The organism is Mycobacterium sp., from assembly GCF_039583785.1.
In the GTDB taxonomy this organism is placed as follows: domain Bacteria; phylum Actinomycetota; class Actinomycetes; order Mycobacteriales; family Mycobacteriaceae; genus Mycobacterium.
On sequence record NZ_JAVKSG010000001.1, the window covers coordinates 258678 to 271141 of the forward strand.

A 12464-nucleotide genomic window follows, 5' to 3' on the forward strand; every position below is an offset into this window, starting at 1 on the left:
CCTCCCATCCTCAGCAGATTCGCGGCAGTGGGTCGCCGACGAGCATGTCGACGATCCGGGTGCCGCCGAATCCGGTACGCAGCACCACGCTTTCCGCGGGTTCTGTCACGATTTCGCCGACCTCGGCGGCGTCGGCGCCCAGTGGATGCGATCTAATCGCGGCCAGGGCGGCGTCGGCTTCTTCGGGTGCGACGACGGCAACAAACTTGCCCTCGTTGGCGACGTAGAGGGGATCGATGCCGAGCAACTCGCAGGCGCCATTGACCATGGGCGCCAGGGGTAGTCGCTCCTCATCGAGCAGTACCCCCAGGCCGCAGGCCTGCGCCAGTTCGTTACAGACGGTCCCGACCCCGCCCCGGGTGGCGTCGCGCAGCCAGCGGGTGGACGGCGCGGCCGCCATCAACAGTTCCACCAGCGGGCTGAGGCAGGCCGTGTCGGAATGGATGTCGGCTTCGATGGCCAGGTCGCCCCGGGCCAGCATCACCGCCATGCCGTGATCGCCCATCGAACCCGACAACAGCACCTTGTCGCCGGCGCGTATCGACGCGGGCGAAAATGTGCGTCCCGCCGGAATGACACCGGCCCCGGTGGTGGTGACGAACATGCCGTCGGCGGCGCCCTTGGGCACCACCTTGGTGTCGCCGGTGACGATCTGCACACCCGCGTTGGCCGCAGCGGCCGCCATGTCGGCGACGATCTCCTTCAGCTCGGCGATCGAGAAACCTTCTTCCAGCACGAACGCCGCCGAGATCCAGGATGGCACTGCGCCGCACATCGCGACGTCGTTGCAGGTGCCGTAAACAGCGAGCTCGCCGATGGAACCGCCCGGAAAACGTCTGGGCTGCACCACGAATGAATCGGTGGACATCGCCAGCCGCTCGCCGCCGGGCAGCGTGAGCACCGCGCCGTCGCCGAGCGACTCGAGCAGCGGGTTGCGAAACGCCTCCACGAACACCGCGTCGACCAGCGCGGCCGAGGCCTTTCCGCCGGCTCCGTGCGCCAGGTTCACCTGGTCGTCGAGCAACCGGGGGCGGCGTCTGCGGAACGACTCGATCCGCTCGATGACCTCGCCCTCGGCGAATCGTGGCCCCGACGACACGTATTCACCCGCTGACTTGCTCATGCGGCCCCCAATCCTTGCCCGCCAAAACGTCGCTGGGTCACCCACCACAGCTGGTAGCCCAGCAACGCTTGCGATTCCTGAATACGGTGCACGCTTTGCGATCGAACGACGAAGCAGGCGTCCACATTTGGGTTGTTCGCAAACGCGCCGCCGTCATACCCGGCGAAACCGATGGTGTACAAACCGCGCTGACGCGCCTCGGCCAGCGCGGCCAGTAGGTTGGGTGAACTGCCGCTGGTCGACATCGCGATCGCAATGTCACCGGTCTTCGCGCGGGCGATCAACTGGCGAGCGAACACCAGCTCGAACCCCACGTCGTTGCCCAGCGCGGTGACAATCGCCTGATCAGCGGTCAACGACCAAGCGGGTAATGGCTTTCCGTGCGGTGGGCGGGAGAATAGGGCGGCCAGGGTGGTGGAATCGGTGCAGCTGCCACCGTTTCCGAAAGTGAACATCCGTCCGCCGGACGCGAAGCGGCGTGCCAGCTCGGTAGCCGCCTGGTCCAGCAGGTCGGCGTTGGCTTCCACTGTGGCGCGCCGGAGCGCCAGGCTCTCGTCGGCCTTTGCCCGCGCTGACGCTGCGAGATCAGCAAGCAGCGATTCCGGATTGTCTTCCTGTGCGTCGATGAACGGATACAGGAAGTTGGTGGGCTCGTCTTCAAGCATCAGCGCCGCTGCTCCTCGATGATGCGACTGATCGCAGTCCCCGCGTGTACCAGTACCAGCTCGTCGGCGGCAACCGGATCGATCAGCGCCGTCGCCACGTTCTCGACGCCACGCGCGGTGCGCACCTCGGCCATCCCGTCGGCCGACGGCGACACCACCTCGCCCAGGCGTCCCTCGTCGCTGCAGGTGACGCAAACTCCCCCGCGAGCGGGAGGTGCCCCCAGCTCGGCGGATTCGGGCTTGAGCAATCCCGGGTGCTCGAAACAAACGTGAGTGAGCTCCCACAGCAGGTGATAGAACAACACGAATCCACCCGTCGCGGGAACGCGGGGATCGGGGTCATCGAGCCACAAAACGTGATCGGCCGCACCGGCTAAGGGCCGTTCACCGCTGCCGATCCAGATCGTGGTGGTGCCCCAGGCCGGGCTACGGCGCATCACCGAACGCAGGTCGGGCTCATCGGCAGCACCGACCCCGATCACGATGTCACCGGCCCGGGCCGACACCCGCACGAGATCCACCAGATTCGATCCGGTCAGGGCAACGGCCGGCAGTGCGCGCTTTCCCATGATCACCGGATGAACGAACTCGACCGCAATGTGTAAGGCGTGTGGCTCCCCGGCCGGCGCAATGGACCACATGGTTGCACCGGCCGCGAACCGCTTGGCCAGTGTGAACGCGGTCGCGGCCAAATCAGCGGCCAGCTCGGCGTCAACCCCGCGATCAATTGCAGTGGTGGTCATCGCGGTGCGGCCTCTTCGAGTCCGGTCAGCATAGAAATCGCGGCCTGACCCAGTGCCAGCCCGCCGTCGTTGGGCGGCACCATGTGATGGATGAGTACCTCGAATCCCGCGTGCTGCAGCCGTTGCCGGCACCACCGCAGCAGCAGCACATTCTGGAACACCCCGCCGGTCAGGCCCACCAACCGCAGCGGTCCGGCGACCTGTCCCACCGCCTCGGTGACGGCGACCGCGACCGCCCGGTGAAATTCGGCGGCCAGCACCGCCGGTTGCACCCCTTCGCGTAGGGCCGACACCATCACCCGCAGCATGTCACCGGGGTCGATGATCCCGTCGGGGCGGACGGCCATTCGCAGCGTCGGTCCCGCCGCGTCGCCGATAGAGTCGGCGAGCGCCTCGAGCTCGATAGCGGCCTGGCCCTCGTAATCGATCCGCTGTCGCACCCCCAGCAGAGACGCGACCGCATCGAAGAGCCGCCCCATGCTCGAACACGGCACACACCCCGTGCCGGATTCCAATTGCGAACGGGTGAGCCGTAGTTCGGCTGGCGTCGCCGCAGTGACCGGGGGCAAATCCGGTGTCCAGTCGATCCCGGCCGTCCACAACTGCGACAACGCCATCCGCCACGGATTACGCACGGCCGCATCACCGCCCGGCAACGGCACCGGCAACAGGTGGCCGACCCGGACGAACCGGTGACTGTCCGGCCCGAGCTCGAGAATCTCGCCGCCCCAGATCGTGTGGTCGCAGCCGTAGCCGGTGCCGTCGAACGACACCCCGATAACGGGTTCACCGATACGTCCATGTTCGGCGAGCAGCGACACCACATGCGCGTGATGGTGCTGAATCAGATCCAGCGGTCGATCGCCGGCGCGGCGCTCCGCCCAACTGCGGGTGTGATATCCGGGATGCAGATCGGCGGCCAATCGCAGCGGCTGGTGCCGGATTTCGCTGAGTTGGCCGACCGCGCGGTCGAACGCCCGCAGGGTTTCCAGCGTCTCCATGTCGCCGATGTGCCCGGATAGGTAGGCGCGGGCACCGTCGGTGAGGCAGAAGGTGTTCTTCAGCTCGCCGCCGACCGCCAGCACCGCCGGGCCGTCACGGCCGAGGTCGACAGGCAGCGGCGCGTATCCGCGGGAGCGGCGGATCGGCAGTTCGTGACCGTCCACCACGCGCACCACCGAGTCGTCGCAGGGCACATGGATCGGCCGGTCGTGGTCGAGTACCGCGTCGCACAACGATGGAAGACAGTGCACGGCAGCGTCTTCGGTGAAGCAGATCGGGTCGTCGGACCGGTTGGCGCTGGTCAACACCAGGGCGTCGGGCACTGGGTTTTCGCTACCGGGCACCGCCGAAAGCAGGAGGTGGTGGATCGGCGAGTACGGCAGCATCACCCCGACCAGCGGGCTGCCCGGTGCGACGGCGTCGGCGAGCGGCGCGTCGCGGCGACGCCGCACCAGCACGATCGGCCGGGCGGCACTGGAGAGCACCGTGGCTTCGGTGTCGTCGATGTGCGCGTAGCGGCGCGCGATGTCGAGATCGGCCACCAGCATGGCAAAAGGCTTGGCGCGCCGTGCCTTCCGCGCGCGCAGCGCGACGACCGGTGCCTCGTCGTCGACCCGGCACGCCAGGTGATAGCCGCCGATGCCCTTGATCGCCACCACGGCGCCCTCGGCGAGCGCCTGCTGGGTGGCTGCCAGCGCGGCATCGGATCCGTCGACCCGTCCGGCCCTAGCGGAGAACCACAACGACGGTCCGCAGTCCGGGCAGGCGATCGGCTGCGCGTGGAAGCGGCGGTCGGCCGGGTCGTGGTATTCGGCGGCGCAGCGCTGGCACATGGTGAACGCCGACATGGTGGTGCCCGGGCGGTCGTAGGGCAGCGTATGGATGATGGTGAACCGGGGACCGCAGTTGGTGCACGTCACGAAGGGGTGCCGGTAACGGCGGTCGTGCGGGTCGAACAACTCGGCGATGCAGTCGTCGCAGACGGCGACGTCGGGTGGAATCGGCGTGCTGGCGCCGGCGACCGAGTTGCTCTCCACGATGCGAAAGTCGCTGTCGCACAGCGTGTCGGAGTCGACATCGCTGATTTGGACTGCGCTGATCGCGGCCAGCGGCGGTGCCTCAGCGCGCAGCCGGCGGCTGAATTCGTCAATGCGCGCGCCAGGTCCCTGCACTTCGAGGAATACCGCACCCGAATCGTTGCCGACGAATCCGGCCAGCCCGAGCTCGGTGGCGATCCGGTGGACGAACGGCCGGAACCCCACCCCCTGCACGACACCGGTCACGGTGAACCGTTGCCGGACGTCGGTGGCTTGCATCAGGGTGTCAGTCATCGGCACGGCCCCGGCCCATCAGCTCCAGGCCGGCCATCGCCTGCTCGGCGCCGGCCAAGTCGGTTTTCTCCACGACGAAGCCCATGTGAATGATCACCCAGTCACCGGGTGCGAACGTCTGCTCCGGCAGCATGCCGACATTGACCTTGCGGTGCTTTCCGGCGACGTCGACCAGTGCAAGTTGCCCCTCGTAACCGGCCAGCATGCCGATCACTTGGCCCGGTATGCCCAGACACATCGCTCAGCCTTGCCTCTCCGCCGACGCCGCCGGCGAACGGGACAGCAGTCCCTCGACGACCTCCGCAACGGCGTGGACGGCCCCGGGCACCGCAGCCGCGACGGGCTCGGTCAGACCGATGTCCTCATCGACGCTGCCGACTTCGCAACCGATGACGACCGTGTCAGGGGGTTTGCCCCCGAGTGCTTTCAGGCTGTCGAACACCGCCGCGGGATCCATGCTGTGGGCGTCGAGAGCGGCGGTGGCCGAATGCGATTCATGGTCGGCCTGGAAAATGTGCAGCGCACCCGGGCTACCGCGATTGGGTACCGCGTCGACGAGGACCAGCGCGTCCCAGTCGTCAAGCAGGTCGTAGGCCAGGTGCATGCCACCGATGCCGTAGTCGACGACCCGCACTCCCGCATCGTCCGGTCGGACCGGAACGCGCCGAACTACCTCGGAGCCGAACCCGTCGTCGCCGAGGAAGATGTTGCCGATGCCGGCTACCAGGATGCGCACTGGAATCGGATTGTCCGGGGCCCTACATGTGCCGGATCTTGAGGTAACGCCGGGCGTCCGGGATGGATATCAGCCCTATCACGACTCCGATCAGCGCGACCGTCACCAAGAGACCGATGAACACCCACCCTACGATATCCATGTCGAATTCCTTTCTGTTGGGCTGTTTTCGAGCGGTTCAACTTCGTCGGGAGAGAAATACAGGTAGCGGCCGTACCACTCGTGTAAGTCGGCCGCCGGATCGTCCTCGACGACGACACCGACGTGTTGATTGCCGTCGACGTCCTCGTGCACCGACGTGACGCGCGCCGCTTTGCCGGCGAAGAACAGGTCTTGCGCGTCGGCCCGGCGTGCCGGATGCAAACGCACTCGACTGCCCCGTGCTACCGGAATACCGTTCACCAGGACCGCGTCGACGCCGGGTTGTACTGCGTTGTCGGCCAGCGGATCCCACCAATCAACGCCATCGGGCACCTCCGGGATCAGGCCGACAGGCTCCCGTGGCTCCCGCAGGGCTCCGTGCAGGCGAGCCATGGCTTCGGGCGACATGGAGTCGCAGTGCTCGATGATCTGCGCGGCCCGTGGATCGGTAGCCCGGGCCTGCGCCTTCTCCTGGTCGGTCATCGTCATCACCCGCAGAGTCAGGATCTCGTCGATCTCGGTGCAGTCGTACAACGCGGTGTCGCTCTGTTCGGCGACCTCGGGGTGGTCGTAGAGGATGATCGGCGAGACCAGCAGGAGATCGCCGGCGCCGGGCGGGCCGGCCAGCACCGGGAAACAGCGGTGCTGGCTGCATCGGGACACCGCGTCGACGGCGGGTGGCGGCGGCTCGAGCAACGACACGAATTCGCCGCCAACGACTTCTGCGATGAGGTGGGTGCCGATCAGGGAACGGGCAATCGAGTCGTCCTTGTCGGTGGCGGGGACACCGGTGTTCGCGACCCGTACCGACACCCGATGCAGCGCGCCGTCCGGCTCGATGCTCACGGTCAACGCGGCGGTCAGCTGCCGCCGGGTCCGGACCAGTCGGCCACCCGCTACCGATTCGATGTCGGTTGCCGACGGGGCGGTCAGCGACAGTGACCACGGCCGGGCCGGATCATCACAGGCGAACGGGCCGAACGATGTTTCGCACTCGATCGCTTCGTCCCAGGTCAGCCACGAACCCGTCGGCGTGGTCAGCTCGTCGACGCGTTCGAAACAGCCGCCGCCGGTGTCGCGTTCGGCGCGGCGATGCTGCAGCTGCAGGAAGCGCACCACCAGCGTGATTGCCTGGGCTCCGTCGACGAGGAACTGCGCCGCGATGCCCTGCTCTTCGCCGATTCCGGCCTCGGCAGCGCCCACCGGGCCCAAAACGCCCCACTGCCAACGTGACCGGTTCCTGCTCGACGTCGCGCGGTACGGGTAGAGCAGGTAACCCTCGTACAACACGGCGTCGGCGACGGCGCGGGCACGGTCCCAGTCTGCGGTCATCGGACCTCCTGGTGCGCCGCGCCGAGCAGCGTCGTGACCGCATCTTCGATGCTCAACAGCGCGCGCTCGGACTTGTAGGCGGTTAACGCCGCGACCGTGTCGTGAGTCAGCCGCACCCATCCGGTGTTCGGGTAGTGCAGCGAGATGAGGTCCCGCCACGCCGCCACCGGCATGTCGTAGTGGTCCTCGCAGTCCCACGACACCTGCGCAACGGAAAAGCCGCGCTGGCCGGCCATGAATACGGTTCCGCTGAACAGGAATTGCAGTGGCACGCCCCCGTCGCGCAGCGCGTGCAGGTACTTGGCGGCGGCGACCTCGAAATCGTAGGTGCACTCCAGGGCGAGCCCGATCTCAGTGCGGCCGGTGAACGCCGGCACCATCGCCGTGCAGTGCTGCCACAGGAAGGTGCGCTGGGTGGTGGCCCAGCGTTCCCGCGGTCCGAACAAATCGGTCAGCCCCACCGCTTCCTCGTCGGAATAGCCGCGTCGCAGTGGTTCGATGCGGACCTGGCAGCGCAGCGCGATCGCCTGCACCGGCTCGTCGCCAGGCGCGGAAACACTCATGCGCGCGGTCAATACCGGGACCGCCGCGTAGGGCTCGGGGGCCACGTCGAGGACCGCGAATGCCACGCCGGTCATCGGGGTTGTTCCGTACTACGGGCCGCCAGCCGGTCGAAGAATACGTCGATGAATTCGCGGGCCTCCTGCCCGCCGTCGAAGCCGCGCCACAACTTCCGCAATCCGCCGACGAACTCGTAGCAGGAGTCGATCGGGACCAGATAGCAATCGGGTTGTTCGTCGTCGCGCACTCGCACCAGCAGCGCCTCGACGTCGTCGGCCAGTAGGCCCACCCGGGCGTCGGCCGACTGGATCGCGGTCCACGCCTCGAGGTCGAGGTCGGATTCGGTTGCTCCGGCCGGTCCCGGGTAGAACGCGACGGTGCGGTCCAGCGCCGAATTGCGGAAGAAGAAGGCCAGGCCGACCGGAATCTGCAACGTCTCCCAGATGCGGCGATCGAGCGCGAAGTCCGGGAATGACAGGTATCGGTCCGGGACCGCGCGGTAGCGCAGCTGCGCGTGGCGGTCGGTGAACAGTAGATAGCAGCCGCGGCACACGCACATCAGTTGGCGCCCAGCCACATTCACCACGTGCTGGTGCTCGTCGGCGATGGCCTCCGAGCACATTTCACAGCGCTCCCCGGCCGGCTCGGGTGCGCGTCGGTTCCCGGTTATGCGGGTCAGCACGTCATACGGAGAAGTCAAGCGCCGCTCCTCCTCATCGCTTCCGGCGCGGTGCTCATGCCGACGCGCCTATCGGCTCGGCCGGTACGGCGATGGACAGCACGCCGTCGCGCAGTAGCAGCGGGAGGGGATCGAGGTGACGTTCGGCACCGTCATCGAGCCCCGCTCCGGCGTGGACGACGTCGAAATGCGCGTGGCAGCGCGGACATCGCAGCACCGGATCGCTGGCTCCGACCCGTCGGTGCAGCGCCGCGCCGGCCAGCGATCCGGCGCAGCCCGGGCAGTGGTCCCGATAGGCGTACACCTGGTCGCCAACCCGGCAAGCCAGCACCACGGCGTCGGCAACCGAGAAGCCGCCGACTTCGCCGGGGGCCAGATCGGCCAGGTCGGGCGCCGGATGCCAGGCGGCTCCGCCATTGGGCTGCGCCCTGGAATGAACTTGAGCTAGCAGTGAGTCGGCCGGGATCACCGCCGGCCCGGTGTCGGCGGTCACCAGCTCAATTGACGAAACCTCCGGTGCGGCAGCCCGAATCGCATCCTCGACCGCCAGCTCCAGGGTCACCGCCGACGACGGGCAGCTCTTGCAGCTGCCGGCGAACTGAAGTTGAACGGTGTCGCCGGCGACGTCGAGCAAGTGCACGTCGCCACCGTGCGAGCCCAGGTAGGGCCGGACCCGGTCGAGGGCGTCGGACACCCGCCGCCGCAGGTCGTGCGGATGCAGGCCGTGCACCAGCAGCAGGCTGGCCACCAGGTCGTCGTCGACCAGGCGATTCAGCGTGCCGGGGTCCGCCCGATCGCCGAGTGCCGCCATGATCCGCGACAGACCCGCGCCGTAGAGCTCGACTACCTCGCGGACCAGCTGCTCGGCGCGTTCACGTGCGGCAACCCCACCGGCCGCCGTCGCGTCCAGCAGCGTCTGGATCCGATCGCCCGCCGAGCGCCACTGCGCGTCCCCCTCCAATTGCTCGGGGCGATCAGCCATCTATCACTCCTCGGTCGCCGCTTGGGTCGGTGAGTGCAGCCGCTGCAGTGTCTTGCCCTTGCCCAGGTACATGTGCACACCACACGGCAGGCAGGGGTCGAAGCTGCGCACCGTACGCATGATGTCGATGCCCTTGAAGTGCTCCCGGTCGTTCTCCTCGAAGATCGGCTGGCCCTGCACCGCGTCCTCGTACGGCCCCGGCGTGCCGTAGCTGTCCCGTGGGTTGGCGTTCCACGGGGTGGGTGGGTACGGGTGATAGTTGGCGATCTTGCCGTCGCGGATCACCATGTGGTGGCTCAAGACTCCGCGCACCGCCTCGGTGAAGCCGCAGCCGATGCCTTCCTTGGGTACCTCGAATTTCTCCCAGGTCTTGGTCCGGCCGGCCCGGATTTCAACCAGCGCCTTCTCCGCGAAATGCAACGCACACGCCGCGGCGTAGGCCTGGAAGTACGTCCGCGCCCGGTCCCGCTCGATGGTGTTGGACCCGTGCTGCGGGATCTTCCACTCGAATTCGACCGGACCCTTCAGCGCGGTCTTGGGCAGGTTGATCTGCACGGAGTGACCGGTGGCCTTGACGTAGCCGATGTCGACCAGCCCGGCCAGCGCGGTGGACCACAGCCGGGCCAGCGGGCCGCCGCCGGTGTCCAGCGCCAGGTGGTCCTTGCCGTCGAACCAGCGCGGCGACATCACCCAGCTGTAGTTGCCGCCGTCCATGTCCCGCTTCTGCGGGTGCGGGTTGGTGTGCTGGTTCCACGGGTGCCGACGGTCGACCGGGTTGCCCAACGGGTCGGTCTTGACGAACATCTCCTGTTCGTTCCAGTCGTCGTAATACGAACTGCCCAAAAGGATCCGGATGCCCAGGTTGATGTCGACCAGCGAGTGTGTCACCAGCTTGCCGTCGACCACCACGCCCGGGGTGACGAACATGGCGTTACCCCACCGCTCCATGTCCTTGTATGCGAAGTTGCACACGTCGGGGTCTTGGAACGAGCCCCAGCACCCCAACAGCGTGCGACGCAGGCCGACCTTCTCGTAGCCGGGCATCGCCTCGTAGAAGAAGTCGAACAGGTCGTCGTGCATGGGCACGACCTTCTTCATGAATTCGACGTAGCGCATCAGCCGCGTCATGTAGTCGGTCATCAGCTGAATGGTCGCGACGGTGCCGACCCCGCCGGGGTACAGCGTGGACGGGTGCACGTGGCGACCCTCCATGAGGCAGAACATCTCTCGCGTCCAACGGCTGACCGCAAGCGCCTCGCGGTAGAACTCCCCGCTGAACGGGTTGAGCGAGCGCATGATGTCGGCGATGGTCTTGTATCCGTGCTCGCCGGCGTGCGGGGCTGCGGTGTTTTCCGCTTTGGCCAGCACCCCCGGGTTGGTCTCGGAGACCATCTTTTCGCAGAAGTCCACACCGACCAGGTTTTCCTGGAAGATGTTGTGGTCGAACATGTATTCCGCGGCTTCGCCGAGGTTGACGATCCACTCACCCAGGTTCGGCGGCTTGACGCCGTAGGCCATGTTCTGCGCGTAACACGAACAGGTGGCGTGGTTGTCACCGCAGATGCCGCAGATGCGGCTGGTGATGAAGTGCGCGTCGCGCGGATCCTTGCCCTTCATGAACAGCGAGTAGCCGCGGAAAATGGATGACGTGCTGTGACACTCAACCACTTCGCGGTTCTCGAAGTCGATCTTGGTGTAGATGCCGAGGCTGCCCACGATCCGGGTGATCGGATCCCAGGCCATTTCGACTAGCTGGCCGGGCTCGCGCTTCGCGTGGGACGGCTCGGGGATGATCGTTGTCATCGAACTTGGCTCCCTATCTTCTGAAGTCGCGACCGCGCTACCAGGTGCGGTGTGCGCCGGTGGTGAGTTTGTCGCCCTTGTGCCGCCAACGCGGTTCCTTGTCGAGAGTGCGGTTGGTGATGCCGCGCAGATTGCGGATCACCGAGCCGTAGAGGCCCGATGCGGTGGTGGATACCTTGCCGCCCGGCGGCTCGTCCATGAACGGCATGAACTTGTCCGGGAACCCCGGCATCGTGCATCCGATGCAGATGCCGCCGACGTTCGGGCAGCCGCCGATGCCGTTGATCCAGCCTCGCTTGGGTACATTGCATTTCACCACTGGCCCCCAACAGCCAAGTTTCACAATGCATTTCGGCGAGCCGTACTCGGTGGCGAAATCGCCCTGCTCGTAGTAGCCAGCCCGGTCACAGCCCTCGTGCACGGTGTTGCCGAACAGCCACTTGGGCCGCAGCGCGTCGTCGAGCGGAATCATCGGCGCCTGCCCGGTCGCCATGTAAAGCAGATAGGTCAGCGTTTCCGAGAGATTGTCCGGCTGGATCGGGCAGCCCGGAACGCACACGATCGGAATTCCGGCCTTGCTCTTCCACTCCCAGCCCAGATAGTCGGGAACGCCCATCGCGCCGGTCGGATTCCCCGACATCGCATGGATGCCGCCGTAGGTGGCGCAGGTCCCCACCGCGACCACCGCGGTCGCCTTCGGAGTGAGTCGGTCCAGCCACTCACTGGTGGTCATCGGCTGACCGGTGGCCGGGTTGTTGCCGAACCCGCACCAGTAGCCCTCGTCTTTGATCGCTTCATTGGGTATCGAACCCTCCACGACGAGCACGAACGGCTCGAGCTCACCGCGGTCGGCTTTGAAGAACCATTCGAGGAAATCGTCCGCACCGCCGGTGGGGCCGCACTCGAAGTCGATCAGTGGCCAGTGCACGGCGACCTTGGGCAGTCCGGGGAGCGCGCCGAGCGCGATCTCCTCGACACTGGGTTGGGTGGCCGCAGTCAGCGCCACCGAATCGCCATCGCAACTCAGACCCGCGTTGATCCACAGCACATGGATCAAGGTTTCTTCCGCTTTGACTGCTGCTTCCGTTGGCATACCGCAGCTTTCCGGGACCTGCGCTAAGGTCCCTGAACCGCGGGAGTCGACGGTCGGCCCGCTTACGCGGCGCTATTTCCTGGGTCTACTCTCGCGGCACTGCCTTGTCAACGATGTCCTGGCAAATCCAGCGGAAGGTCCGGGTTTCCGGACTCCGGCCTGACTTTGACAGCGACGACATATCCTCGTTGTCTGATCGACGTGGGTAGGTCGGGCCACTTGGCGTCGAGCAAACCGTCTTGCGAATCAGTCGCATCTCTTGGGAATCAAGCG

General features: G+C 66.7%; 12 protein-coding genes. All 12 read right to left on the minus strand.

What is annotated here, in order from left to right; all coding sequences use genetic code 11:
* Positions 1-10: 10 nt before the first annotated feature.
* On the minus strand, positions 11-1123 hold the full coding sequence (gene hypE, locus ABDV69_RS01325; protein ID WP_343571531.1) for a hydrogenase expression/formation protein HypE: 1113 nt from the start codon (positions 1121-1123) through the stop codon (positions 11-13).
* Positions 1120-1788, minus strand: coding sequence for an SIS domain-containing protein (locus tag ABDV69_RS01330; RefSeq protein WP_343571532.1), 669 nt, complete (start codon positions 1786-1788; stop codon positions 1120-1122). The genes hypE and ABDV69_RS01330 overlap by 4 nt, the downstream gene beginning before the upstream one ends.
* Positions 1788-2531 (minus strand): HypC/HybG/HupF family hydrogenase formation chaperone, encoded by a 744-nt coding sequence (locus tag ABDV69_RS01335; RefSeq protein WP_343571533.1) that lies wholly within the window; start codon positions 2529-2531, stop codon positions 1788-1790. The genes ABDV69_RS01330 and ABDV69_RS01335 overlap by 1 nt, the downstream gene beginning before the upstream one ends.
* Positions 2528-4864 carry a carbamoyltransferase HypF gene (hypF, locus tag ABDV69_RS01340; protein ID WP_343571534.1) on the minus strand — a complete coding sequence of 779 codons (2337 nt, stop codon included), beginning with the start codon at positions 4862-4864 and terminating at the stop codon, positions 2528-2530. The genes ABDV69_RS01335 and hypF overlap by 4 nt, the downstream gene beginning before the upstream one ends.
* Positions 4857-5102, minus strand: a complete 246-nt coding sequence (locus ABDV69_RS01345) for a HypC/HybG/HupF family hydrogenase formation chaperone (protein WP_343571535.1) — start codon at positions 5100-5102, stop codon at positions 4857-4859. The genes hypF and ABDV69_RS01345 overlap by 8 nt, the downstream gene beginning before the upstream one ends.
* A 3-nt stretch (positions 5103-5105) precedes the next feature.
* Positions 5106-5606: a hydrogenase maturation protease gene (locus ABDV69_RS01350; RefSeq protein WP_343571592.1), complete on the minus strand. Its 501-nt coding sequence runs from the start codon at positions 5604-5606 to the stop codon at positions 5106-5108.
* A gap of 123 nt (positions 5607-5729) precedes the next feature.
* Positions 5730-7073: a hypothetical protein gene (locus tag ABDV69_RS01355; protein WP_343571536.1), complete on the minus strand. Its 1344-nt coding sequence runs from the start codon at positions 7071-7073 to the stop codon at positions 5730-5732.
* Positions 7070-7711 carry a DUF6084 family protein gene (locus tag ABDV69_RS01360; protein ID WP_343571537.1) on the minus strand — a complete coding sequence of 214 codons (642 nt, stop codon included), beginning with the start codon at positions 7709-7711 and terminating at the stop codon, positions 7070-7072. The genes ABDV69_RS01355 and ABDV69_RS01360 overlap by 4 nt, the downstream gene beginning before the upstream one ends.
* Entirely contained in the window at positions 7708-8334 is a 627-nt protein-coding gene (locus ABDV69_RS01365; protein WP_343571538.1) for a DUF5947 family protein, read from the minus strand. The genes ABDV69_RS01360 and ABDV69_RS01365 overlap by 4 nt, the downstream gene beginning before the upstream one ends.
* Positions 8335-8368: 34 nt before the next feature.
* Positions 8369-9295 carry a NifU family protein gene (locus ABDV69_RS01370; RefSeq protein WP_343571539.1) on the minus strand — a complete coding sequence of 309 codons (927 nt, stop codon included), beginning with the start codon at positions 9293-9295 and terminating at the stop codon, positions 8369-8371.
* 3 nt (positions 9296-9298) lie between these two features.
* Positions 9299-11098 (minus strand): nickel-dependent hydrogenase large subunit, encoded by a 1800-nt coding sequence (locus ABDV69_RS01375; protein WP_343571540.1) that lies wholly within the window; start codon positions 11096-11098, stop codon positions 9299-9301.
* Positions 11099-11135: 37 nt separating this feature from the next.
* Positions 11136-12191 carry a hydrogenase expression protein HypE gene (locus tag ABDV69_RS01380; RefSeq protein ID WP_343571541.1) on the minus strand — a complete coding sequence of 352 codons (1056 nt, stop codon included), beginning with the start codon at positions 12189-12191 and terminating at the stop codon, positions 11136-11138.
* Between the last annotated feature and the right edge of the window lie 273 nt (positions 12192-12464).